We start from the raw sequence: 24,865 nt of genomic DNA on the forward strand, positions 1-24,865 counted from the left end.
TTTATCATGCGGGCTTTATCAGTTAGGTCATTCTCACCGCATGCTTTCCGCTGTCGCGCGCTACAAACAACTGCTGTCCAGCGCCCTCGCCCGTTACTTCCCCCGCACCACCGCCTACCTGCGCGCCGAGCGCGAGGCTGCGCAGCCACGCAAGCCCGTGCGCAAGCAGAGCAAGAAGAAATCCACCGGGAACAAGAAAGCCGGCAGTCGCAAGACCGCCAGCAGCAAGCCTGGCCCCGCCGGCATCTACCCCGCCACCCGGCTGAAGATCGAAGACGCTCAGGTACAGGCCATGCGCGAGCGCGTGGCCGAGGCGGTAAGCGCCGGGCTGATCGGCGCACCGTCGGACGAACAGTGGGCGATGATCCTCTGCCGCGCGCCACTGGCGCGCATCTTCGCCGGCGCCGGCTCGGGCAAGTCGAGCACTCTGGTACTGCGCGTGGTGTTTCTGCTTTGCCACCTGGAGGTCGAGCCGAAACGCCTGACGGTGATTTCCTTCACCAATACCTCCTGCCACGAGCTGCGCGAGCGCCTGCAACGCCTGCTCGACTTCTGGCACTACCCGCACGATGCGCGCCAGTGCGTGCGCACCTTCCACGCCGCCATGGCGACGCTGGCCAAGGAGCGCCTGGGCAACCCGCGTTGGTTCGAGCAACTGGACGATCCCAGCGACGAACCGGACAACCCGCTCGCAGGCACGCGCCTGCGTCCCGCACAACAGCGCCTGCTCAAGCAGGCCTACCAGAACGCCTACGCAGACGATGCGCGCTTTCGCGCCCTGACTCACCGCCTGCTCAAGCTACCGGCGCCCGAGGAGCCGCCACAGGGCAAGGCCAAGGCACCACTGGACGCCTGCAAGCTGCCCGGTGAATTCGCCGCTCTGCCGCTGTTCGAGTTGCTGCACGGGCAAATCGACTTCGCCGAGAGCCTGGGGATTCGCCTCGACCGCCTGGACATGAAGGCCCTGGGCTGTGCGCCGCGCGAACGTGATTTCATCGAAGCCATGCAGCGCTTCCACCAGCACTTCAACGCCCTGCTGCACAACCAGGGTTTGATCAGTTTCAACGGCGCGTTCGCGCAGCTGAGTGAGCGACTGAGCAGCGACGGTGGCAAATCTGGCCCCGCCCTGATCGCCTTGAGCCACCTGCTGATCGACGAATTCCAGGATATCTCGCCACAGATCGTGCTGTGGCTGCAGGCCGTACACCGTCGCCTGCACGCAGCGGGCGAACGCATCAGCCTGATGGCCATCGGTGATGACTGGCAATCGATCTACGGCTGGCGCGGCAGCTCGCCGGAGCTGTTCATCGACTTCGACCGACACTTCCCCAGCCGGGGACGCGGCAAGAGCACCACCCTGCTGCTGGGCACCAACTACCGCAGCATCGAGCCGGTGATTCGCGACGGCGAGAAGGTGCTGGCCGAGGTACACAACAAGCAGGCCAAGACCTGCGTCGCGGCCAAGGCCATGCAACCGGGCGACCATGGCGTCAGGCTTATCCAGCGCTTCGACCTGGCCAGCGGCCTGCCGGCGCTGCTCAAGGAAATCACCGCGCAGTGCCAGCACGTCAGCCAGCGCCCCAACGCCGATCGTACCGCCGTGCTCCTGCTGAGCCGGCGCAACGAGCCGCTGCAACAGGTGCGCGCGCAACTGGACAAGGCGCTGCCGGTAAAAACCATGACCATCCACCGTGCCAAGGGGCTGCAGGCCGAGGTGGCGATCATCCTCGACGACTGCCTGCCGGCGGACAAACACCCGCTGCGCAACGCGCTCTACGCCCAGTGTGGCTTCTTCGCTGGCAGCTACGACCAGGCCATGCAGGACGAAGCCCGGCGCCTGGCCTATGTCGCCATCACCCGCGGCGTGAGCCGAGTGTTGTGGTACACGCGCAAGGCCCAGGGCGCCACGCAGTGCTTGGCAGCGAGCCGACCTATCGCGCAAGCTTCAGGCTGATCGGCACTTCAGGCGTTCCCATGGACAAACTGCTGGCTCTGCGCACCTTCGTCGCCACCGTTCGCTGTGGTGGTTTTTCCGCTGCAGCGCGGCAACTGGGGCTGGCTACCTCATCGGTGACACGCGCAGTCAACGCCCTGGAGCAGGAACTGGGCTGCGTACTGCTCAACCGCAACACACGGCAGATCAGCGTCAGCGAGGCCGGGCGCGACTACTTCGAGCGCGCCCTGGCCATCCTCGATGCCCTGGACGAAGCCGACGCCGCCGTAGCGGACAAAGATGGCGAAGTACGCGGCCGCCTGGCCGTAAGCGTGCCGGTGGAGTTCGCCCGACGCATCATTGCCCCGCACCTTGGCAAGCTGCTGCAGCGACACCCACAACTGGAGGTGTCCCTGCGCGTCACCGACGAGGTGGTCGATCTGCTCAGCGAACGGGTCGACCTGGCGCTGCGCCTGGGCTCTTCCATTGTCAGCGACGACGTGGTCAGCCAGCGGGTCGGCAGCTTCCGCCGCTGGCTGGTGGCGAGCCCGCAGTACCTCGCATGCAACTCGCCCATCACTCAGCCTGACGCACTGCAGATGCACGCCTGCCTGCAGTACGACTACGGCAGCCCGGCGAACTACTGGCGCTTCGAGCAACAGGGGACGACGCTGCAGGTACCAATCAGCGGGCGCCTGCGCAGCAACAACGCCGATATCCTGCGCCAGGCGGCGCTGGATGGTCAGGGCATCGCGCTGTTGTCGGACTGGCTGGTACGTGACGACGTGGACAGTGGCACGCTGCAGCGCCTGCTGCCCGACTACGACATCGCACCCGGCCCGCACGAAGGCACCATCCACCTGTTGTATCTGCCGAACCATCGCGGCTCTCGGCGCATCGCCGCGTTCAGCGAGTTTCTCCAGGAAGTGCTGCAAGGCTGAGGGCTTTGCACAGCGCGCAACGCAGCGTTGCCGATCCGACGGATTCTCCACCAGGCGTTAGCTACCTAACCTTGCGCCTGTCGCTTCCTCTCATCGAGATCCCATCATGACTAGCCAGACCTCCTCACTCACGAGCGAGTCGCCAGCCCTGCCACAGGCACTGGTGCTGCTGTTCGCCCTGTGCTGCGGCGCGATCGTCGCCAACCTCTATTACGCCCAGCCGATCATCGAGCTTATCGCTCCGGACGTCGGCCTCAGCGCCGAACGCGCCAGCCTGATCGTTTCGCTGACGCAGATCGGCTATGCGCTCGGCCTGTTGTTCCTGGTGCCACTGGCGGACTTGCTGGAAAGCCGTCGGCTGATGCTGATCACCACCGCCGCCGCCCTGCTCTGCCTGCTGGCCGCCGCCTTCGCCAATCAGCCGGATCTGTTCCTCGGCCTGGCGCTACTGATCGGGCTCAGTTCGGTCTCGGTGCAGATGCTGATTCCTCTGGCCGCCAACCTGGCGCCGGAAGCCAGCCGTGGTCGCGTGGTGGGCAATATCATGAGCGGTCTGCTGCTGGGCATCCTGCTGGCGAGGCCGCTAGCCAGTGTGGTAGCCGGCGAATTTGGCTGGCGCGCGGTGTACCTGATGGCAGCGGCTCTGATGCTGGTGATCACCCTGGTGATCGCCACCACCATTCCGCGCCACGCCCCCAGCCACAAGGCAAGCTACGGGCAACTGCTGGCCTCGCTCGTTCACCTGCTGCGCCGCTACCCCACCCTGCGCCACCGCGCGCTTTATCAGGGCCTGATGTTCGCCAGTTTCAGCCTGTTCTGGACGGTCGCACCGCTGCAACTGGCGCGTCATCTGGGCCTGAGTCAACAGAATATCGCCCTGTTCGCCCTGGCCGGTGCCATCGGCGCGGTGGCGGCTCCCATCGCCGGGCGTCTGGCCGATGCCGGCCACACCTGGCGCGCCAGCCTGGTGGCGCTGATCCTGGCACCGTTGGCTTTCGCACCCAATCTGCTGGACACCGGGCTAGGCTGGATCGGCCTGATCGCCACCGCCATCGTGCTGGATTTCGCCGTGCAGATGAGCATGGTGCTGGGCCAACGTACGATCTACGCTCTGGAGCCTCAGAGTCGCGCGCGGCTCAATGCGCTGTACATGACCAGCATCTTCGTCGGTGGAGCCATCGGCTCGGCGCTGGCCAGCCCGGTCTACGAGCGCTTCGGCTGGTCGGGCACAGCCTTGCTGGCCGCCGGACTGCCGTTGCTCGCACTGCTGGTATTCATTGGCAAAGAGAAGTGATGAGCAGCGCGATACAAAAATCGCGGGCAACAAAAAACCCGCCTAAGCGGGTTTCTTCCCAACCATCCGACATCCTGTCGGTAGCCATCTTGGCCTGGTCATCGTCCTTGATCCTCAGCGTTCCGTCGCTGCAGGGGATGTGCGTAGATTAGAGATCGGCCCTCGATGGCAACAGTGGAGGTTGCCGCCTCAGCGTGTAAGCCTTTCGCCATAGCCAGTCGATTCAGCGACCGATCATACGTGCCAGCACATCCTCGTCGCCCTGGCGGCGGTGGATGAAGGCCATGGCCGCATGGCCGATCACCATGAACAGCAGCAGCCACCCCAGGTTGCCATGCAGCAGGCTGGCAGGCGCGATCATCCATTCGATCTTGCCATCGAACCCCGGCATGACGGTCATGCCGAAGGCGACGAACTCACGGCCCGAGCCATACTGGCGCAGCAAGGCGATGAAGGGGATGACGAACAGCAACCCATACAGTGCCAGGTGACCCAAGCGGGCCAGGGCGCTGACCGCCGCAGGCCGGCGGTTATGGCTGTACAACGCCCAGAGCAGGCGGATGACCACCAGTACCATCAACACCAGGCCCGTGGCCTTGTGCGTGCTCCAGGCGAACTTGTCCAGTGCACTGTCTTCCAGCAAGGAGTGGGCAAGAACGGTGACGAACTGCCACCCCAGCAAAACGGCCATGCCCCAATGCAGCAAGCGTGTAACGGCGCCATAGCGCTGTGCGGAATCATGCAGATTCGACATCGTGGTTTCTCTCCAATGTCATCAACGAAAACGGTAATCAGGTCGGGCAGCCAAACGCCGCGGTCCGTGCAAAGACCCGATCCAGACGCAATGGTGCCGTTCCGCGGGGCTCGGGGTGCGGCTGCAGATGTTAACGGGTATGTCAGAAAGGCATCACGGCACGCCCCCGGCAGGCGGGGGCGTGCCGGATGATCAGGCGTCGCGCAGCGCTTCGCGCCAGGCGTGGTGTTGCGGCTCCTGCCAGATACGCGCATGCAGGCGCGCCATGCCGTCAGGATCGTTGAGCAGACGCCAGCGGGTGGCCTCTACCTTGCCTTCAGGCCCGGCGTTGAGGATTTCATCGATTCGCTCATCGCGCAGCGCTTCGGCAGCCGGCACCACCTTGGCGTGGCGGGCGCGGGCCATGGCGCAGACCAGGGCGTTGTAAAGCGGATCGACCACCGCACGGAGGAAACCCCGATGCAGTGCACGTGAGCTGTTCAGTTGCTCGTACTCGGCGGTGTTGCTCAGCTCCACCGGCACCTTGTGCTCTTCCGGAATTAGGAACAGCTTGCTGCGCCGTGCTGCCAGGCCCGGTGCCGTGCGGCTGGTCAACACCGATACCACTGGCGACAGCACCAGCGACACGACGATGGGCGCCAGCCACCAGAGGAAGTCCGGGTTGAGCCAGGCCACCAGTGCCGTCCAGCTGATACCGATCAGCACCTGGGTACCGTGACGGCGGAAGGCCTCGCTCCAGGGCGTGGAATCATCCACGCGCTGCGGCGAATTCCACTGCACCGACCAGCCGAGGAAGGCGGCGGTGACGAACAGGCTATGGAACAGCATGCGCACTGGCGCCAGCAACACCGAGCAGGATGCTTCCAGCAACATCGACAACAACACCCGCGTGCGGCCGCCGTAAGCTTCCGCACCCTTGATCCAGATCAGCAGCACGCTGAGAAGCTTGGGCAGGAACAGCAGGGTCATGGTCGCCGAGAACAGCGCCACGGCCTCCTGCGGCTGCCACCGCGGCCACAACGGGTAGAGCTGGTTGGGCTGCAGGAAGTACTCCGGCACCATCAGCGTGTGAATCGCCAGCAGGCAGGTCGACAGCACCAGGAACAACAGCCAAAGCGGCGCCGACAGATAGGACATGACCCCGGTGAGGAACACCACGCGGTGTACCGCGTGCATGCCGCGCACCAGGAACAGACGGAAGTTCATCAGGTTGCCGTGGCACCAGCGACGGTCGCGCTTGAGTTCGTCGAGCAGGTTCGGCGGCAACTCTTCATAACTGCCCGGCAGGTCGTAGGCGATCCATACTCCCCAGCCGGCGCGGCGCATCAGCGCGGCCTCGACGAAGTCGTGGGAGAGGATTGCACCGGCGAAGGAACCGGTGCCCGGCAGCGGCGCCAGGGCACAGTGCTCGATGAAGGGTTTGACGCGAATGATCGCGTTGTGGCCCCAGTAGTGCGATTCACCCAGCTGCCAAAAGTTGAGACCAGCGGTGAACAGTGGCCCATATACGCTGGTAGCGAACTGTTGCAGGCGCGCGTAAAGGGTGTCCATGCCCGAGGCCTTGGGCGCGGTCTGGATGATGCCGGCGCCCGGGTTGGCCTCCATCAGACGCACCAGACGAGTCAGGCATTCGCCGCTCATCACGCTGTCGGCATCGAGCACTACCATGTAACGGTAGTTGCTGCCCCAACGACGGCAGAAGTCGTCGATGTTGCCACTCTTGCGCTTAACCCGACGGCGACGACGGCGATAGAAGATATGGCCGAAGCCTTCCACCTCACGGCACAACTCCATCCACGCCTGTTGTTCTGCCACGCAGATATCCGGGTCGTTGCTGTCGCTGAGGATGAAGAAGTCGAAGTGTTCGAGCTGCCCGGTAGCCTTGAGCGACTCGAAGGTCGCGCGCAGACCGGCGAACACGCGCGGGACGTGCTCGTTGGCGATCGGCATCACCAGTGCGGTACGCGCCCGCGGCGAAATCGGCTCGTCGCCGCAGCTGCTGGCGGAAATGCTGTAGCGGTCACGCCCCTTGAGCAGCTGGAAGAAGCCCATCAGCGCGGTCCAGAAACCCATCGACACCCAGCAGAACAGCAGGGCGAACAGCGCCAGGATGCTGGTTTGCACCACGTACGGCAGGATCTGCCGCGCCGACTCGCGCAGCGGCTGCTCGAAGACCAGGCCCAGGTCGACCAGCGACCAGCCCTGATAGGGCAGTACCGACTTCATGTACCAGGTGGCAACCACGGTCTGCACGATCATCAGTACCAGCAGCGCGGCGCGGCGTACCGCAGCGACATGACGCCAGCGTGCTTCGGCGAAGTCCTCGCTTTCGCGCGTGCGTGGTCGCGGCGCGGGCTTCTCGCCCTTCAGGCGGCGCCAACCGCGCTGCAGGATATTGGTCTGCCAGGGTTCCGGCACCATGCGCGTGCGCTTGATCGGCGGGGTCGAATCGATGGTCGGACGCCCCTGATGATCCTGCACGATGCGGCAGCCGCGCTCTAGCGCATCCGGCCAGCCCAGCGCCAGCCGCGCTGGCACTGACTCGAGCATCTCGCGGGTTTCTTCCTGGGGCTCGGCGGTGACCTGATCGTCCTCGTGCAGGGCGCGATGCAGTGTCGCAAGATCGCCGCCCTCCTCTTCGACTCGGCTGGCCAAAGCCTGCTGCCGCTCGTGATCGAGCGGCAGTTCGCCCAGGTAATCCTGGATCTGTGTAGCGTCTAGGGTGTTATTCATGGGAAGGCAGCTGATAGCTCCAGGTTTCCGACACAGGCTTGCCGTCCTCGACCAGCGCGGCACGCATCTCCACCGGCTGCGCCGGGTTCTTCACCTTGACCCGCAGCATCAGGCGCCAGCCCTTGCTCACCGGGTTATACCGCAGGCTGTCTTCCAGCAACTCGGCGTTGTCATCGACGCTGACCTGCACCTGCGGCGCGGCATCGGGCGAACGCTTGGCCAGTTCCTCACCGACGAAGTCGACCACCAGCGCGGTGCTGCCATCGGCCTGACGAATCAGGTTGGCCTGCTTGATGTCGCCCTCGGACAGACGGGTCTGGCTGACCATCGCCAGTTGCGGATCATGCAGCTTGGCATCGTCACGGCTGAAGTGTAGGCGATAGGCCACATCCAGCGACTCCCCCTGCGCCGGCAGCTTCTCCGGGCGCCACAGGGCAACGATGTTGTCGTTGGTTTCGTCCGGGGTCGGAATCTCCACCAGCTCGACATGACCAGCCCCCCAGTCACCGACGGTCTCCACCCAACCACTGGGACGCAGCTCGTAGCGGTCGTCGAGATCCTGATACTGGTTGAAGTCGCGACCGCGCTGCATCAAACCGAAGCCGCGCGGGTTGTCGATGCGGTAACTGCTGACGTTTAGGCGCTGCGGGTTGTTCAGCGGACGCCAGATCCACTCGCCATTGCCGGCGGCGATGGCCAGGCCATCGGAGTCGTGCAGTTGCGGGCGGTAGTTCGGGCGCGGCCACGGCTGGTTGGCACCGAACAGGTACATGCTGGTCAGCGGAGCGATGCCGAGCTTCTCGACGTTCTCGCGCAGGTAGACCTTGGACTGCACGTCGAGCACGCTGTCGCGGCCCGGCTTGATTTCCATGCGATAGGCACCGGTGGCGCGCGGCGAGTCGAGCAGTGCGTAGATCACCAGGCTACGGCGATCCGGTTGCGGCTTCTCGATCCAGAACTCGGTGAAACGCGGGAACTCCTCACCGGACGGCAGTGCCGTGTCAATCGCCAGACCGCGAGCTGAGAGGCCAAACACCTGGCCCTTGCCAACGATACGGAAGTAGCTGGCACCGAGCACGCTCATCACTTCGTCGTGCCGGCCATTGGCGTTGATCTCGTTGATCACCTTGAAGCCGGCGAAGCCGAGGTCCTTGAGGTCATCGGGGTTCAGGTTGAGGTCGCCGAAATCGAACATCGACGGGTCGTACTTGATCTCCTGGGTGCCTTCGGCAGTCACTTCGTTGATTTTCACCGGTACATCGAAATGCATGCCCTGGTGGAAGAAATACAGCTGGAACGGCGTCTTGCCGTCGCGCCAATGCGCTTTCTCCTCAAGGAAGCGAACCTTCTGGTAGCCGGCGAACGGCAGTTCGCGCAGCGAAGCCGGCAAACGGCTTTGCGGGGCACTGTAGCGTTCGGCAGCAAGCTCCTTGGCCTTGACGGCCACATCATCCAGCTCGAAGGCCCAGCTCTGGGCAGCGAACAGCAGAGGGAGCACACAGAGGGCCAGCTTGCCGGCCTTGCCCATACGGGCTCCAGAACAACGACTCATCGACACACAGCCTCCAGGGCAACACGTACTGACAGGCAGCGACAAGCCCACGGGCGGCCGCTGCAGAAAGTTGAAATCAGGCGAATGGTACAAAGGCAACGCGAGCACAATGCAGACCGCCAACCGAACGGCGACGTCTCCGCATGCGCGGATTCTTTCTGCGCATTATTACCAGATCGTGAAGTCCGGCACAGGTGCTCGCGCGAGTATATTTTTCGCCTCCTTGGGCCACACCCTCATTGGCGTGGCAACAGTTCGAAACGCGCCTCCTGCACGCTCTCCGAATCCAGCCCCAGCTGGACACGGAAGGCACCTGGCTCGCTAACTTGCTGCAGGCTGGCGTTATAGAAACGCAGCATGGCTTCGTCGATCTCAAAACTCAGCTCACGCGTCTCACCTGCTTCAAGCTTGACCCTCTGAAAATCCTTGAGTTCCTTCACCGGACGGATCACCGAAGCGGCCTCGTCATGCAGGTAAAGCTGTACCACGGTGGCGCCAGCCCTGGGCCCGGCGTTCTTCAGGGTGACACTTACGCGAATCTTCTCACCCGGTGTCATACGCTCGGCGGACAGCTTGGGCGCCGAAAGCTGGAAGTCGCTGTAGCTCAAACCATAGCCGAATGGGTAAAGCGGGCCATTGGGCTCCTCGAAATACTGCGAAGTGTAGTTGCCAGGGGTGCCTGGGGTGTAAGGGCGGCCCAGACGCAGGTGATTGTAGTAGGTGGGAATCTGCCCGACCGAACGCGGGAAAGTGATCGGCAGCTTGCCGGAGGGGTTGTGCTCACCGAGCAGCACATCAGCGATGGCATGGCCGCCCTCGATGCCGCTGTACCAGGTCTCCAGCATCGCGTCGGCGTTTTCCTTCTCCCAGCCGAGCGCCAGCGGGCGGCCGTTCATCAGCACCAGTACCAGAGGTTTGCCGGTGGCCTTGAGCGCGCGCAGCAGGGCCTGCTGACTGTCGGGCAGGTCCAGGCGAGTACGGCTGGACGACTCGTGGGACATGCCCCGCGCCTCGCCCACGGCGGCGACGATGACGTCAGCCTGGGAGGCGACGCGCACGGCTTCCTCCAGCATCGCCTGCGGCGTGCGCTTGTCGAGCACCACTTCCGGGCGGTCCCAGTTGAGCTGGTTGAGGTAATTGATCACATGGGCATCGTCGGTGACGTTGGCACCGACGGCGTAGAGCAGCTTGCCCTGGCCCTTGAGCGCCGCCTCCATGCCCTTGCGCAGCGTCACCGCCTGCTCGGCCACGCCGACTGCCGACCAACTGCCGAGCATGTCCACCGGCGAGTCGGCCAGCGGGCCGATCAGAGCGACAGTGGTCTTCCTGCTCAGGGGCAGCGTGTCGCCATGGTTTTCCAGCAGCACCAGCGAGTCGCGCGCCATGGCCCGTGCGTCGGCACGATGCAGGCGGCTTTCGGCATTGACGTCGGCAGGATCGTCTTCGGCACGGCCGATGCGGCGGAACGGATCGTGGAACAGGCCAAGGTCGTACTTGGTGTTCAATACATGGGTGACGGCTTCATCCAGGACGCTCTGCGGCACCGCGCCGCTGCGCAGCAGCGCCGGCAGCTCCTGATCGTAGAGCGTGTCGGCCATGCTCATGCCGACGCCTGCAGTGATGGCCAGGCGCGCCGCCTCGCGGCCATCGGCGGCCACGCCATGGCGCAGCAGCTCGGTGATCGCGCCGTGGTCGCTGAGCGCCACACCCTTGAAGCCCCAGTCACGACGTAACAGATCGCGCAGCAGCCAGGTGTTGGCCGAGGCAGGCACACCATTGATCGCATTCAGCGCCACCATCACCCCACCGGCCCCAGCATCGATGGCGGCGCGATAAGGTGGCAGGTAATCCTGGTACATGCGCATCGGGCTCATGTCGACCACGTTGTAGTCACGCCCGCCCTCCACCGCACCGTAAAGAGCGAAGTGCTTGACGCTGGCCATGATGCGTTGCGGATCGCTGGGGTCCTTGCCCTGATAACCGTGCACCATCGCCGCAGCGATACGCGAAACCAAGTAGGGGTCCTCGCCGAAACCCTCGGAGGTGCGGCCCCAGCGCGGATCGCGGGAAATGTCCACCGTCGGCGCGAAGGTCATGTCCAGGCCGTCGGCGCTGGCTTCGAAAGCCGCCACCCGGGCACTGTTCTCGATGGCCGGAATGTCCCAGCTGGACGCCAGGCCCAGACCGATGGGAAAGGTGGTGCGATGGCCGTGGATGACGTCGTAGGCGAAGAACACCGGGATGCCCAGACGACTGCGCAGTGCGGCCTCCTGCATCGGACGGTTCTCCGGGCGTACCACCGAATTGAAGGTGGCGCCGATGCGCCCCGCGGCCATCTCCTCGCGGATGCGCTCACGCGGCATGTCGCCGCCAATGCTGATCAGGCGAAGCTGACCGACCTTTTCCTCAAGGGTCATGCGCCCGACCAGGTCGGCGATGAAGGCCGATTTATCATCGATGGACGGAGCGGCAGCCAGCAGGCTGGGGGTGATCAGAACGGAGGCGAGAGCGAACTGGCGCAGGTATTTCATCGGGAGCGGCATCCGGGATGCAAATCATTGTTTGAATGGCCGCCACGATACTCCGAGTCCTCGCGCCGCGCCGCGGGTTAGTGCAAAAAAACTTAAGCACCAGTCAAAGGCGTTCCAGAGATTACGACCCCAGACTTGCGCAAACTTGCGCATTTTTTTTGCCGATGCTGGTTTTGCCTGGCGGCAGGCGTAGCATGGCTGCATTCGGGAGAAGGTAATGGCGCAATTCGAACATCTTCAGGTATTCCAGAGCATGAGTCGCTCACCCAACGCGCGCCTGCACGCGATGGCTGAACTGGGCAACGGCATGGCAGTGGCCCGCTGGAGCAATGCCCATGACGCACGCGACTACCTCGCCCCCAGCCATCACACGCTGTCCTGCTATCTCAGCGGCGGTACCGGCACCTTTCGCCGCGAGCAACCCGGCAACAAGGGCGCGCCGGACAAGCTGTGCATCCTGCCGGCCGAGCACGAGTCGGGCTGGATCATCAACGGCGAGATCCAGCTCGCCCACCTCTATATAGAGCAGGAGCAGTTCGCCCTCGGCGCGGTCGCCCTGCTCGACCGCGAACCGCGCAGCCTGCAGCTTGAGGAAGCGACCTTTCTCGAAGATGCCGAGCAGGCGGCGCGCTTTCGGCAACTGTGCATCCTGGACTGGCAGGAACCGGGCGAACGCCTGCTGGCCAGCAGCCTGGCCCACCAGTTGCTCGACCATGCCCTGCTCAACCAGGTTGGCCAACGTCAGGGCCTTCGTTTCAAGGGAGGCCTGGCTCCATCGCAACGTCGGCGTGTGCGCGAGTTCATCGAGCAGCATTTGGAGACGCCACTGCCGCTGAGCCAACTGGCCGCACTCTGCGCGCTGTCCGAATACCATTTCGCGCGTATGTTCCAGAGCAGTTTCGGTTTGCCACCGCATCGCTACGTGCTGGCAAGGCGTCTGGCTCGCGCCTGCCAGATGCTGCGTCAGGCACAACCCTCGCTGAGCGAGGTGGCGCTGGCCTGCGGTTTCGCCAGCGCCAGCCACTTCAGCAATCGCTTCCGCCAAGCTCTGGGCGCCACGCCGCGACAGTACCGCGCGGCCTTTCTCTAACCGACCCTCCCTGCCCGGACGGATCGGACCACCCTACTCGTCGGCAATCTCTGCGCCACGCCTGCTAATCGCCGCACAGCTATGCGAAAATCTGCGGCTTTGCATTGCCACGGCCCAGTCATGCGCCCATCCATTGTTGCCACGGGGCTTCGTTGATGCCCCTGGATATCCACCAGCTACGCCAGGAAGACTGGCGCTCGGAGTTCGGTGCCGGTGACCTGCGTCGCGGCCACGGCTACGCCGAGGAAAAGCGCAGCAAGCTGCTCAGCCTCAAAGACAACAGCCTGCTCGCCAATTGCCGCGGCTCGGCCGGGCAGACCTATCAGCAGCGCATCACCCTGCATCCCTATGGACGCAAATGGAGCGTGACCGGCCACTGCAACTGCCCGGTCGGCTTCAACTGCAAGCACGTGGTCGCCGCGCTGCTCACCCTTGAGGCCCAGCAACGCGCCGGCAGTGACCTCTCCGACATCATCGTGGCGGACAAGGAGCTGGCGGAAACGCGCCTGGAAGGCATCGCGCCCACCGCCATCCTCAGCCTGGGCAGCCAGGTGCGTGTACATTTCGACGCACGCAAGGGGCGCATGCAGGAGCAAACCCAGCACCGTGCGGCGCTGGCCTTCGACTACGCCGGGCACAAGGTCTTCGGCAAACCGCCCAAGGACCTGGTCAAGCGCCTGGACGAACACAGCAACCTGCGCCTGATCCGCGACGGCGCTGCCGAAGCCGCCCTACGCAAGCGCCTGGAAGGCCTCGGCCTGCAGGTGGCGTTGCGCCAGAGCGAAGCGCTGCCGGCCGAAGCCGGTGAGCCGTTCGAGCTGGAGCGCGAGCGCGACTGGCTGGACTTCGTCCAGCGACAGCTGCCGCAATTGCGCGCCGAAGGCTGGCAGATACACATGCGCCCGGACTTCCAGTACAACCTCGCCGAGGTCGACGACTGGTACGCCGAGGTCGAGGAAGACCCGCAGCAGAACTGGTTCGACCTGGAACTGGGTATCGAAGTCGAAGGCCAGCGCCTGAGCCTGCTGCCGATCCTGCTCCAGGCCATTCGCCGTACGCCCTGGCTGCTGGCACCCGAAGCGTTGGCGCAACGCGCCGATGAGGATCGCCTGCTGGTCAGCCTGCCGCAGGGCGGCAAGCGCATCGCCCTGCCCTTCGCCCGCCTCAAGCCATTGCTGGCCACGCTCGGCGAGCTGTATTTCCGCGACCCTGGCGAAGACCACCTGCCGCTGCGCCTGGGTCGCGCCGACGCCGCACGCCTGGCCGAACTGGCGCACGGCCCGCAGCTAAGCTGGCAAGGGGGCGATGAGTTACGCGGTTTCGCCCAGCGTCTGCAGAACCTGGCAGTGCGCGAGATTGCTCCACCCGAGGGTTTGCAGGCCGAACTGCGCACCTATCAGGTGCAGGGCCTGAACTGGATGCAGACCCTGGCCGAACTGCGCGTCGGCGGCGTACTGGCCGATGACATGGGCCTGGGCAAGACCCTGCAGACCCTGGCGCACATCCTCTGCGAGAAACAGGCCGGACGCCTCGACAAGCCCGCGCTGATCGTCATGCCTACCAGCCTGATTCCCAACTGGCAGGACGAAGCCGCGCGCTTCACCCCGCAACTGCGCGTACTGGCCCTGCATGGCAGCAAGCGCAAGGTGCTGTTCGAGCAGATCGCCGAGCACGACCTGATCCTCACCACCTACGCTCTGCTGCCGCGCGACCTCAAGGCGCTGAACCAGCAGCGCTATCGCCTGCTGATTCTCGACGAAGCGCAGAACATCAAGAACCCGCGCAGCAAGGCAGCCAGTGCCGCCGCACAAGTGCAGGCCGACCTGCGCCTGTGCCTGACCGGCACGCCGCTGGAAAATCACCTGGGCGAACTCTGGTCGCTGTTCCATTTCCTCATGCCGGGTTGGCTGGGCGATGCCAAGGCCTTCACCCGTGACTACCGCACGCCCATCGAAAAGCGTGGCGACACCCAGCGCCTCAACCACCTGAACGGGCGCATTCGCCCCTTCCTGTTGCGCCGCACCAAGGAGCAGGTGGCCAGCGAGCTGCCGCCGAAGACCGAGATCACCCAATGGGTCGAGCTGACCCAGTTGCAGCGCGACCGCTACGAGACTCTGCGTCTGGCCATGGACCAGAAGGTACGCGACGAGATCGCCCGCCAGGGCCTGGCGCGCAGTCATATCGTCATCCTCGAAGCCCTGCTGCGCCTGCGCCAGAGCTGCTGTGACCTGCGCCTGCTCGGCGAGGACGGCGGCCAGCTGACGGCCGCCGACTCGGGCAAGCTCAGCGCCCTGCTGGACATGCTCCAGGAGCTGGTCGACGAAGGCCGCCGCGTGCTGCTGTTCTCCCAGTTCACCTCGATGCTGGCACTGATCGAAGCAGAGCTGCAGGCGCGCAAGATCGCCTACGCCAAGCTGACCGGCAGCACCCAGGATCGACGCACGCCGGTCGAGCGCTTCCAGGCCGGGGAGTTCCCGGTGTTCCTGATCAGCCTCAAGGCCGGCGGCAGTGGCCTCAACTTGACCGCCGCCGACACGGTGATCCACTTCGATCCCTGGTGGAACCCGGCCGCCGAAGCCCAGGCCAGCGACCGCGCCTATCGCATCGGCCAGGACAAGCCGGTGTTCGTCTACAAGCTGATCGCCCGCGGCAGCGTCGAAGAGAAGATCCAGCTACTGCAGCAGGCCAAGGCCAGCCTGGCCAGGGGCGTGCTCGACGGCGGCAGCCAGGGCCAGTGGCAACTGAATGAGGACGACCTGGCGGCGCTATTCGCGCCGCTCGGCTGACAGCGCAACGGCGACTCAATCCGAGGTATCGTCGCGCTCGGCCTCGGCATCCTCACGGTTGCGCGCCTTGCTGCGGGGGTGCGGGCCGGCCACGGCCGGAAAGCGCGACGAGGCGTAGCGCACCACCAGAATCGCCAGCGCCAGCAGCAGGATCGCCCCGGAAACCATCACCACGCCCCAGCTCGGCTTGTGGGTGTGGGAGATGTCGGAAATCAGCAAGCGGGTCAGCGCGGTGATCGCCACGTAGATCATGAAGCGGATCGGCATGTGGTTGGTCTTGAAATAGATCCCCACCATCGCCGCCAACTCCAGATAGATGAACAGCAGCAGAATGTCATCGACCGTGATGTGGCCCTTCTCCAGCATGCCGATGAAGGCCATCACTCCCGCCCAGGCCGTGATAGCCCCAATGGCGAACAAGGCCAGGTAATGAAAGGCCTCCATCAGCAGATTGCCCAGCGACTCCGCCAGACCGTGCATGTTTTCGCGCAAGCGCTCAGCCCAATTCATCCTTCAACTCCCCACGAGACCTGGCAAACCACCCCGAATCCCCACCTCGGGTATTCGCAGGAAACAATCATGCAGGAAAAAGACCAGCCCGAGGATGCCGCTGCGATGTGACGATTTGGCACGCTCCAGCCGACCGCGACGAGGCTGAAACTGACATCACAGGCTCGCCAAGATACCCCGACGCGTCGCACACTGCGGCATCGCCACTCTCAATGAAGGATCCCCCATGCGTCTTTTCTCGCTGAGCACCGCATTGTCGTCCGCCATGATCGCCCTGGTCAGCCTGCCGCTGCAGGCGGCCGCACCGGCACAACAGAAGACCCAGGTACCGGGCTACTACCGTATGGCACTCGGTGACTTCGAAGTCACCGCTCTGTATGACGGCTACGTCGACCTGCCTGCCAGCCTGCTCAAGGGCATCGATGACAAGGACCTGCAATCGCTGCTGGCACGCATGTTCGTGGCGTCCGAGAAAGGCGTGCAGACTGCGGTCAACGCCTACCTGATCAACACCGGCGACAACCTGGTGCTGATCGATACCGGCGCCGCCAAGTGCTTCGGCCCGACTCTCGGCGTGGTGCAGACCAACCTCAAGGCATCCGGCTACCAGCCGGAGCAGGTGGATACCGTGCTGCTCACCCACCTGCACCCGGACCATGCCTGCGGCCTGGTCAACGCCGACGGCAGCCCGGCCTACCCCAACGCGACCGTGGAGGTGCCGCAGGCGGAGGCTGAATTCTGGCTCGACGAGGCGACCATGGCCAAGGCCCCCGAAGGCATGCAGGGCATGTTCAAGATGGCGCAACAGGCAGTCGCACCCTATGCCAAGATGAACAAGCTCAAGCCCTACAAGAAAGAAGGCGAATTGTTGCCTGGCGTCAGCCTGGTAGCGAGCCCAGGACACACGCCCGGACATACCTCTTACCTGTTCAAATCGGGTGGACAGAGCCTGCTGGTATGGGGCGACATTCTGCATAACCACGCCGTGCAGTTCGCCAAGCCTGAAGTGGTCATCGAGTTCGATGTCGACAGCGACCAGGCCAGGCAATCCCGCCAACGCATCCTGGCCGAAGCGGCCACAGACAAGCTGTGGGTCGCTGGTGCGCACCTGCCCTTCCCCGGCCTGGGCCACGTACGCAAGGAAGCCCAAGGCTACGCCTGGGTACCCGTCGAGTTCAGCCCAATCCGTAGCGACCGCTGAATTCTCGACACTCGCTGCTGGCAAAACGGTAGCGAGTTCTTTATGCTTGGATTACTGTATAAATAAACAGCTACCAACAGACACGCATGAAGGCAGATGAGGTGATGAATGGCCGTCGAAGTGGTGTATCGCAGCAGTCGCGATCCGGAGCGCTTGTTCATGGATAAGGCCGAAGCCGACCGTTACGACAAGATGCTGGAACTGGCCGAGCGCCTGAGCGAGGTCCTGCACAAGGCGGTTCCATCCTTGAGTGAGGAACAGGGCGAGGAGCTGGGTATCTTCATGGCCAAGAATCGCGACGTCTTTGCCAAGGCGTTCAAGAGCCAGCCGGACGCGCTCGACGAACTGGAAATCGACACCGCCAGCGAGTGATCAAGAGCAGCGGCCCCGTTCCTCCAACGGGGCCTCGACCTATGCGTGACTGACGGGATACTGCGCTGCGGCCTGCTCCAGCCAGACCGGCAAGTCTCGCCGCTTTACACCCTCACGCCGGGCACGGGCCAACTGTTCCAGCATGTATTGACGCTTGTGCTCGTTACCTTCGGCGAAAGACAGCGCCAGGTCACGATCGGTCCACTGACGAATGCGGCGAAACAGCCACCAGTGAAAGTAAAGGCCGGCTGCAGTGGTGACGACGATGATGAAATAGTCCATGGTGAATCCTCCTTTCACCACGCTAATCGAGCCTGCAGGCAGCGCCAAGTGCGGCATTGCCGCAGGCGATGGAGGCAGGTCCATGATCCGCTGCAAACGGGTTTATCTCGAGGCCGAAGCAGGCGATGGTCAACGCGTCCTGGTCGACCGCCTGTGGCCTCGCGGTATGTCCAAAGATGCCCTGGCGCTCGATGAATGGCTACCCGATGTCGCGCCCTCCACTGAACTGCGCAAGTCCTTCGCCCACCGCACCGAGGCCTTCGAAGCGTTCCGTACGGCCTACCGCCGCGAATTGTGCGCCCACCCCGAGCACTGGCAGCGCCTGCTGCACTGGGCAACCAAAGGCACGCTGACGTTGCTCTACGCCGCGCGCGACGAAGCGCATAACAACGCAGGGGTACTGGCCGAATTTCTCGAAGAGGAGTTGCAGCGCCATGACTCGCCCAGCTCGCCAGTGTGCTACCAGGGCGAGTTCGACGGTCATTGACCACGTGGCAGCGGCAGGCTAGCCTTCGAACCTCTGCGACATATCCGAAGCTGTTTTCATGACCCTCATCGCGCATTGCCTCAACGATTTCGTCAGCGCCGCCTATCGCGCCGCTGCCGACGGCTGTGCGCCGCCACCTGTCTGTCGCGCCGGCACGCCCCCACCGCCGGCTTCCGTCCAAGCGGGCTGATCCCGCTTTTTCCTCGCTCCGATCCATCGGCCATACCGATGCGTGCCCTTGCACGCGTGGAGCTCATGCGGATTTTCGACAGGTGTTCTCTCATGTGTTTCGATTCGACTTCCCTGCGCACCTATGGCGCGACGACTCTGTTCGTGCTGCTCTGGTCCGGCGGTGCGATCTTCGCTCGCCTGGGCCTGGACCATGCTTCTCCCTTCGCCTTTCTGCTGCTGCGCTTTGCCCTCGCTTTTACGGCGCTGGCGCTCATCGCCAGTCATTCCGGAGTCTGGCTGCCCGAACGCGGTATGCGTTGGGCAACTGCCAGGGCCGGCCTGCTGATGATCGGCGGCTACAGCATCTGCTACATGCTGGCACTGGCCGAAGGCATCACACCCGGCGTTTTGGCCACCGTACTCGGCGTACAACCCATCCTGACCCTCATGTTGCTGGAACGGCGCACGTCGCGACTGCGTGTGCTCGGTTTGTTCCTGGCTCTGGCTGGGCTGGCGATAATCGTCGCGGACAGCCTGGTGAGCAGCGCAATGCCGTTGTCCGGCGTGTTTCTGGCTCTTGGAGCCCTGCTCTGCATCACCTGCGGCACCATCGCCCAGAAAAACCTGCGGCAGACACCCATGCGTGCCTTGCCGCTGCAGTACGGCCTCTGCCTGCTGGGTAGTCTGTTGCTGTTACCCAGCCAGGAGTGGCAGGTGCGTTTTGACGTCGGGCTGATCGTGCCGCTGCTGTGGATGGGGCTGGTGATTTCGGTGGGCGCACAATTGCTGCTGTACCGGCTGATCCAGGCCGGCAATCTGGTCAATGTCACCAGCCTGTTCTATCTGGTGCCGGTGACGACGGCGCTGCTCGATTACGGGCTGCTGGGCAATCGCCTTTCGGCCAGCGCGCTGCTCGGGATGGGCGCGATCCTGATCGGCCTGGCGCTGGTCTTTCGTTTCGCTCCCCGCCTGGATCGCCTCGGCTAGCGGCTAGGCACCGTACAGCAGGCGCTCGGCGAGGTAGTCGGCGACTCGCGCAGGGGAGCGTTTTTCAGCCTGGGCATGGGCGTAGATTTCGGTCAGGCGTCGACTGATCTGCGCCAGGTGCGCAGTGATCGCCGGTAGCGCCTCGCCGCGATGACGTAGCGCCACGTAAATCAGGCCGCCGGCGTTGAGCACGTAGTCCGGTGCGTAGAGAATGCCGCGCGCCTCCAACTGATCAGCCACCTCGGGGCTGGCCAGCTGATTGTTGGCCGCACCTGCCACCGCTGCGCAGCGCAGATGGGCGACCGTCTGCGCGTTTAGCACGCCACCCAGACCGCAAGGTGCAAGGATGTCGCAAGGCGTACCGAGCAACGCATCGCTGGCGACCGGATGCGCGCCCAGTTGTTCGACCGCCAGTTGCACGCGCCCGGCATCGAGGTCGCTGACCAGAAGTTCGGCGCCAGCGGCGTGCAGCGCTTCGGCCAGGGCGAAACCGACATTGCCCAGCCCCTGCACGGCAACCCGCAACCCTTCCAGATCATCGCTACCCAGGCGCGCCTGCGCCGTGGCACGGATACCCGCGAACACGCCCAGCGCCGTGTGCGGCGAAGGATCGCCCTCCTGGGTCGTACTGGTGACGTGGCTGGTGTGCTGGGCGATGCAATCCATGTCGGCGCTGGACGTGCCGCTGTCGACGGCGCTGATGTAGCGCCCGTTGAGCGTCTCGATGAAACACCCGAAGGCTTCGAATAGCGCGGCACGACTGGGCACATGCGCCGGACGGATGATCACCGCCTTGCCGCCGCCATGGTCGATACCGGCGAGCGCCGCCTTGTAGCTCATGCCCTGAGCCAAACGAATGGCGTCGGCAATGGCGCTCTGTTCATCGGCATAGGCCAGGTAACGGCAACCGCCGAGCGCTGGCCCGAAGCGGGTGTTGTGAATGGCGATAACGGCCTTGAGGCCGCTGGCCGGATCCTCGGCCAGGTGCAGGGCCTCGAGGCGGGCGGCTTGCATCATGCTGAACATGGCTGCGCTCCCGGTCGGACTTCAGGCCTCAGTATAGGAGAAGCCCACTGGACGACGCCCCTGACAGGGGCTACAAGAACAGAAGTCAGCGGAGAATGCGATGAGCCCACGCCAAGCCTGCCTGCAGTGCCTGCAACGCGATCCCCCCGCCCTGTTCGAGGCGGCGCTGTGGATTGCCGCCGAACACGATGACCGACTTCAACCCGCCCAGGTATTGAACGACCTGCATAGCCTGGTGCTGCAGGTCAGCGCCGGTCTCCCCGCTCTGCCCGCCCGCGACCTAGCCCAGCCGCTGCTACGGCGGCTTGCCGAACTGGACTTCCAGGAAGACGACGAAGGTGTCACACGGCCGCGCCACGCCCTGCTCCATGAAGTGCTGCGCCACCGACGCGGTCAGCCGCTGGCGCTCGCCCTGATCGCCCTGGAAGTGGCACGTCGCCTGGACATTCCCTTGCAGGGCGTGAATTTCCCGGGGCATTTCATGCTGCGCGTACCGGGTGCCGACCACCTGCTCGACCCGTGCGGTGGGCGCCGCCTGTACACCCGTGACTGCCGCGAGCAACTCTATCGCCAGATGGGGGCGAACATCGAACTCAGCGCCGAACACCTGCAAACGGGCGATGCCCAGGCCATGCTGCAGCGCCTGTCGCGCAATCTACGTCAGTTGCACATGCAGTGCGATGCCCCGGACGCCGCTCTCAAGGACGCCGAGCGCGTTCTGCTGCTGGGACCACCCAACCTGGCCGACCACCTGGCCCGAGCCGACGTCTATCGGCAACTCGACTGCCCGCAGGGCGAACGCTACGACCTGGAGCACGCACTGCTGTTCTGTGAAGAGGACGGCCTGCGCCTGAAGTTGAGCGAACGCCTGCGCAACCTGGCCCGTGTTCCGGCGATGCATTGATTCGAAGCAGGGGAATATCAGGCCGAAGCCGCCAGGCTGTGAAAGCTGAAGTAGTAGCGCAGGGCGTCGATCATCTCGACGTAGTCGGCAGGTGGTGCGACCAGCGCGAAGCCGGAGTCGTAGACACCTGGGTTGACGTCTTCGCGGCACCACTGGCAGTTGGCGGAAAAGTCGATGAAGTGAATGCCATGCTGGCCGGGAATCTTCAGGCGCATGTCGAAGCGCGCGCCCACCAGCATCGGCAGCTGACTGATCAGCATCAGGCCGTCGAGAGAGACGTTGCCGATGGAGCCCATCGGTTTGTCGGTAATGCGGTTGAACACCTTCAGGTAGTAGGGCAGCTGGTGGCGTTCGATTCGGCGCTGGCTACGCATAGCGGCAGATCGCTACAAAGGGTCTTGAGTATGGCCCTACTACGGCCGCTAAACCACCCTCAAGTACAGCGTTGGGCTATCCGCTCGCGCAGCTGGCGACGAGCGGCGTCTGTTTCATCATCACTGTAGTAGATGCGTTCACCGTTGGCGTCGGTGCGGTAGTAGCTGAAGCCTTCGGGAATCTGCGCCAGGCGCCGGCGCAGATCGCGACATTCACCGGCCCGCTCTTCGCGCTGCGCGGCTGCCGTGGCCGCTGCCTGCTGCTGCTCCTCGCGCCTGGCGTCATAGAAACGCTGCGTGCGCGCCTCACGCTCACGGGTGGAGGCGTCACGCTCGACCACCTGCGGCTTAACCTCCACGGTTTCAGCCCCTGCCACGGGGCGCTGAGCGAAATGCACGCGCCCCTGCTCGTCCGTCCAGCGATAGATCTCGGCTGTCGCCAACGTCGGCAGCAGCGCGGCGATCAGCAATAAGTGACGCATGTTCATCCTCCATGAAGGCCATGCGCCAGCTTATACCGCGTCGCGGTGCCAGGAAATGCCGGACGACAGAAGGCTCAGAGCGCGGCAGGACTGGCCTTGGCTGCCGTCGCCGGGCTGTGGTGGCCCAGTTGTTCCAAGGTCTGCAGGCGGGCACGTGCGCGGTAGGCGTATTCGCTGGCCGGGTAACGCGTGATGATGAACTGATAGGTCTGCGCCGCATCGACGAACAGGCTTTCCCGCTCCAGGCATTGGCCACGCAACAGGGAAATCTCCGGCTGCAGGTAGCTGCGCGAGCGGCTCTTGCGCTCGGCTTGTGAAAGCTCCAGCGCGACCTGAGCGCAATCGCCTTCGTTGTAGGCACGATAGGCGTTGTTCAGATGATGATCGAGCGAGACGCGGGTGCAACCTGTGGCAGCCACGGCCACGGCCAGAATGATCAGGGTACGCATGGGCAAGTCCTCCAATGAGTAGTGTATCGACAGCGCAGGGAAAAACTGAACAGCGACAAACCTCCGATGGGTTTTGCCGGCCGTACCTTGGCGCTGACTGGCGTGCTGACTAGACTGCGCCGCATCGGCCCATTCCGGCCAAGGAGCCCGCATGTCGCTCGCCCGCCTGCTTCCCCTCGTCATCGGTGCCAGCCTGCTTAGCGCCTGCGCCCCGACCACGCCGCTGTTCATCGCCCAGGTCACCACCAACGAGGTGGTGGAATACAAGGCGCTGAAGACCAAACGCATGACCGCCGCCATCGAAGAAGAAGGCGACCTGCTCACCTACAGTGCCCTGGCCATTCGCGACGCCCACAGCGCCAAGGCCGAAGCGCTGTATCTGGACGGCTACCGCGACCGCCAACTGAGCGGCGAGGTGCGTGCCATCGCTCTGTATCAGATCGGTCTGATCTACATGAACCGCTTCAACGAGCAGCGCGACGATGCCAAGGCGCTCAACTACTTCTACAAGGTGCTCAACGAGTTTCCCGCCAGCCAGGCCGCCAGCCGCGCCGAGGAGCGCATCGCCACGATCCGCCTGCGCGCTGACGAGCCGATCCAGCAGACGTCGCGCGAGCTGCTGGCGAACTGGCAACCGAGTCAGAATCTGGACTTGTACAAGCCCAGCCTGGACCCGGACATGACCCTGCTGTCGCGTCGTGCCGTGCTCAAGGGGCGCGTCGACGAAGCCGAGCAACTGTACCTGCTGGGCCTGGCCGACCCGCACGTGCCTGCGGACATCAAGGAAAAGGCGCTGTATCAACTGGCGCTGATGCACATGGCGCCGGACAATCCCGACGCCAACCGCGACAAGGCCATTGCCTATCTGCGCCGTCTGCTGGTGCAGTTCCCCAATGGCGAGCTGAGCGCCAAGGCCGCACGTCATCTGGACCTGGCGCTCAATCCGGGCCTGCGCTGACCCATATCAATGCCGCGCGCCGTCACCAGGTCTGTAATACCCATACAGCCCCCTGGCGAGGCCACTGCCATGAAACTACAACGACTGTTGGTCGTCATCGACGCCGAACACCAGCAACAACCCGCCCTGCAACGCGCCGTCGACATTGCGCGTCAGGTCGGCGCCGAGCTGCACCTGCTGAAGATCGAATACCACCCGAGCCTGGAGAGCGGCCTGCTGGACAGCCAGTTGCTCAACCGCGCCCGTGAAGCCATCCTGCGGCAGAGCCATGAGGCGCTACGCGCCAGCGTCGCCCACCTGAGCGATGAAGGGTTCAGAATCGAAGTGGACGTACGCTGGGGCAAACGCAGCCACGAGGAGATACTCGCCCGCGTTGCCGTGCTGCAGCCGGACATCCTGTTCAAGTCGACCCACCCCAGCAGTGCACTACGACGCCTCTTGTTCAGCGATACCAGCTGGCAACTGATCCGCCGCTGCCCGGCGCCACTGTGGCTGGTGCACGATGCCAAGCCCCGAGGCCAGAGCCTGTGCGTCGCACTCGACCCGCTGCACAGCGCGGACAAGCCTGCTGCCCTCGATCATCAGCTGATTCGCACCAGCCAGGCGCTGCAGGCCGCGCTCGGCCTTCATGCCGAATACCTGCATGCACAGGCACCACTGCCACGTTCGCTACTATTCGACGCCGAGGTAGCGCAAGCCTATGACGACTACGTGAACCAGTGCAGCCGCGAGCACCGCGAGGCCTTCGACAAGCTGATTGGCCAATACGCCATCGATCGGGCGCAGGCCCACCTGCTGGACGGATTTGCCGAAGAAGTCATTCCAAAATTCGTGCATGAGCACAATATCGGCCTGCTGGTAATGGGTGCCATCGCCCGCGGCCATCTGGACAGCCTGTTGATCGGCCACACCGCGGAGCGGGTACTGGAACGCGTCGAGTGCGATCTGCTGGTGATCAAACCGGACGGCAAAGGGTAGTGCACAGGAACAATGACTACAGCTGAATGGCGTAGTAGCCTCCCTGGCATAGTTCACTAGGGAGTTCGTG

The 24,865-nt window shown here is 64.1% G+C and carries 22 protein-coding genes; 12 read left to right on the plus strand and 10 right to left on the minus strand.

Features of this window, described 5'->3' with window-relative positions; translation table 11 throughout:
- Window positions 1–40: 40 nt before the first annotated feature.
- From EL191_RS16775 to EL191_RS16785, 3 genes are all read left to right on the plus strand, one after another.
- Window positions 41–1,954, plus strand: coding sequence for a DEAD/DEAH box helicase (locus EL191_RS16775; RefSeq protein WP_041979850.1), 1,914 nt, complete (start codon window positions 41–43; stop codon window positions 1,952–1,954).
- Between the two features lie 20 nt (window positions 1,955–1,974).
- The gene (locus EL191_RS16780) at window positions 1,975–2,874 is read left to right on the plus strand and encodes a LysR family transcriptional regulator (RefSeq protein WP_041979849.1); all 900 of its coding nucleotides are present in this window, start codon (window positions 1,975–1,977) and stop codon (window positions 2,872–2,874) included.
- A gap of 106 nt (window positions 2,875–2,980) precedes the next feature.
- Complete coding sequence (locus tag EL191_RS16785) at window positions 2,981–4,168, plus strand: MFS transporter (protein WP_041979848.1); 1,188 nt, start codon at window positions 2,981–2,983, stop codon at window positions 4,166–4,168.
- A 223-nt stretch (window positions 4,169–4,391) separates the two neighbouring features.
- On the opposite strand, the gene EL191_RS16790 is transcribed toward EL191_RS16785, so the two are convergent.
- The 4 genes from EL191_RS16790 to bglX all read right to left on the minus strand — a co-directional run bounded on the left by EL191_RS16790 (window position 4,392) and on the right by bglX (window position 11,738).
- A complete protein-coding gene (locus EL191_RS16790; RefSeq protein WP_041979847.1) occupies window positions 4,392–4,922 on the minus strand; it encodes a cytochrome b in 531 nt (176 codons plus the stop codon).
- A gap of 192 nt (window positions 4,923–5,114) precedes the next feature.
- A complete protein-coding gene (gene mdoH / locus EL191_RS16795) occupies window positions 5,115–7,655 on the minus strand; it encodes a glucans biosynthesis glucosyltransferase MdoH (protein WP_041979846.1) in 2,541 nt (846 codons plus the stop codon).
- Window positions 7,648–9,183 (minus strand): glucan biosynthesis protein G, encoded by a 1,536-nt coding sequence (locus EL191_RS16800; protein ID WP_041979845.1) that lies wholly within the window; start codon window positions 9,181–9,183, stop codon window positions 7,648–7,650. The genes mdoH and EL191_RS16800 overlap by 8 nt, the downstream gene beginning before the upstream one ends.
- A 260-nt stretch (window positions 9,184–9,443) precedes the next feature.
- Window positions 9,444–11,738: a beta-glucosidase BglX gene (gene bglX / locus EL191_RS16805; protein ID WP_041979913.1), complete on the minus strand. Its 2,295-nt coding sequence runs from the start codon at window positions 11,736–11,738 to the stop codon at window positions 9,444–9,446.
- Between the two features lie 217 nt (window positions 11,739–11,955).
- Between bglX and EL191_RS16810 the strand changes: the two genes are divergently transcribed.
- Window positions 11,956–12,828 carry a helix-turn-helix domain-containing protein gene (locus tag EL191_RS16810; RefSeq protein ID WP_013716629.1) on the plus strand — a complete coding sequence of 291 codons (873 nt, stop codon included), beginning with the start codon at window positions 11,956–11,958 and terminating at the stop codon, window positions 12,826–12,828.
- 155 nt (window positions 12,829–12,983) lie between these two features.
- A complete protein-coding gene (locus EL191_RS16815) occupies window positions 12,984–15,614 on the plus strand; it encodes a DEAD/DEAH box helicase (protein WP_041979844.1) in 2,631 nt (876 codons plus the stop codon).
- A gap of 15 nt (window positions 15,615–15,629) precedes the next feature.
- On the opposite strand, the gene EL191_RS16820 is transcribed toward EL191_RS16815, so the two are convergent.
- A complete protein-coding gene (locus EL191_RS16820) occupies window positions 15,630–16,124 on the minus strand; it encodes a phosphate-starvation-inducible protein PsiE (protein WP_013716631.1) in 495 nt (164 codons plus the stop codon).
- Window positions 16,125–16,350: 226 nt separating this feature from the next.
- On the opposite strand from EL191_RS16820, the gene EL191_RS16825 reads away from it, so the two are divergent.
- Both EL191_RS16825 and EL191_RS16830 read left to right on the plus strand, forming a co-directional pair.
- Entirely contained in the window at window positions 16,351–17,325 is a 975-nt protein-coding gene (locus tag EL191_RS16825; protein WP_013716632.1) for an MBL fold metallo-hydrolase, read from the plus strand.
- Between the two features lie 108 nt (window positions 17,326–17,433).
- A complete protein-coding gene (locus EL191_RS16830; protein ID WP_013716633.1) occupies window positions 17,434–17,697 on the plus strand; it encodes a YebG family protein in 264 nt (87 codons plus the stop codon).
- Window positions 17,698–17,736: 39 nt separating this feature from the next.
- On the opposite strand, the gene EL191_RS16835 is transcribed toward EL191_RS16830, so the two are convergent.
- A complete protein-coding gene (locus tag EL191_RS16835) occupies window positions 17,737–17,979 on the minus strand; it encodes a hypothetical protein (protein ID WP_013716634.1) in 243 nt (80 codons plus the stop codon).
- Window positions 17,980–18,061: 82 nt separating this feature from the next.
- Here EL191_RS16835 and EL191_RS16840 point away from each other — a divergent pair, with 82 nt between their 5' ends.
- Window positions 18,062–18,466, plus strand: a complete 405-nt coding sequence (locus tag EL191_RS16840) for a DUF488 domain-containing protein (RefSeq protein ID WP_017362683.1) — start codon at window positions 18,062–18,064, stop codon at window positions 18,464–18,466.
- Between the two features lie 282 nt (window positions 18,467–18,748).
- Entirely contained in the window at window positions 18,749–19,624 is an 876-nt protein-coding gene (locus tag EL191_RS16845) for a DMT family transporter (protein WP_041979843.1), read from the plus strand.
- A 3-nt stretch (window positions 19,625–19,627) separates the two neighbouring features.
- Here EL191_RS16845 and EL191_RS16850 read toward each other — a convergent pair whose 3' ends face one another.
- On the minus strand, window positions 19,628–20,650 hold the full coding sequence (locus EL191_RS16850; protein WP_041979842.1) for a Leu/Phe/Val dehydrogenase: 1,023 nt from the start codon (window positions 20,648–20,650) through the stop codon (window positions 19,628–19,630).
- Between the two features lie 100 nt (window positions 20,651–20,750).
- Here EL191_RS16850 and EL191_RS16855 point away from each other — a divergent pair, with 100 nt between their 5' ends.
- Entirely contained in the window at window positions 20,751–21,554 is an 804-nt protein-coding gene (locus EL191_RS16855; protein WP_041979841.1) for a SirB1 family protein, read from the plus strand.
- A gap of 17 nt (window positions 21,555–21,571) precedes the next feature.
- Here EL191_RS16855 and EL191_RS16860 read toward each other — a convergent pair whose 3' ends face one another.
- From EL191_RS16860 to EL191_RS16870, 3 genes are all read right to left on the minus strand, one after another.
- Window positions 21,572–21,928, minus strand: a complete 357-nt coding sequence (locus EL191_RS16860) for a PilZ domain-containing protein (protein WP_017362687.1) — start codon at window positions 21,926–21,928, stop codon at window positions 21,572–21,574.
- A 59-nt stretch (window positions 21,929–21,987) separates the two neighbouring features.
- Window positions 21,988–22,410, minus strand: coding sequence for a DUF4124 domain-containing protein (locus EL191_RS16865; RefSeq protein ID WP_013716640.1), 423 nt, complete (start codon window positions 22,408–22,410; stop codon window positions 21,988–21,990).
- A 74-nt stretch (window positions 22,411–22,484) separates the two neighbouring features.
- Window positions 22,485–22,859, minus strand: a complete 375-nt coding sequence (locus EL191_RS16870; RefSeq protein ID WP_041979840.1) for a tetratricopeptide repeat protein — start codon at window positions 22,857–22,859, stop codon at window positions 22,485–22,487.
- A gap of 151 nt (window positions 22,860–23,010) precedes the next feature.
- Here EL191_RS16870 and EL191_RS16875 point away from each other — a divergent pair, with 151 nt between their 5' ends.
- Window positions 23,011–23,817, plus strand: coding sequence for a tetratricopeptide repeat protein (locus tag EL191_RS16875; protein WP_013716642.1), 807 nt, complete (start codon window positions 23,011–23,013; stop codon window positions 23,815–23,817).
- 69 nt (window positions 23,818–23,886) lie between these two features.
- Window positions 23,887–24,795: a universal stress protein gene (locus EL191_RS16880; RefSeq protein ID WP_017362689.1), complete on the plus strand. Its 909-nt coding sequence runs from the start codon at window positions 23,887–23,889 to the stop codon at window positions 24,793–24,795.
- Window positions 24,796–24,865: the final 70 nt, after the last annotated feature.

The sequence above is a fragment of the Pseudomonas mendocina genome, from assembly GCF_900636545.1.
Taxonomy (GTDB): domain Bacteria; phylum Pseudomonadota; class Gammaproteobacteria; order Pseudomonadales; family Pseudomonadaceae; genus Aquipseudomonas; species Aquipseudomonas mendocina.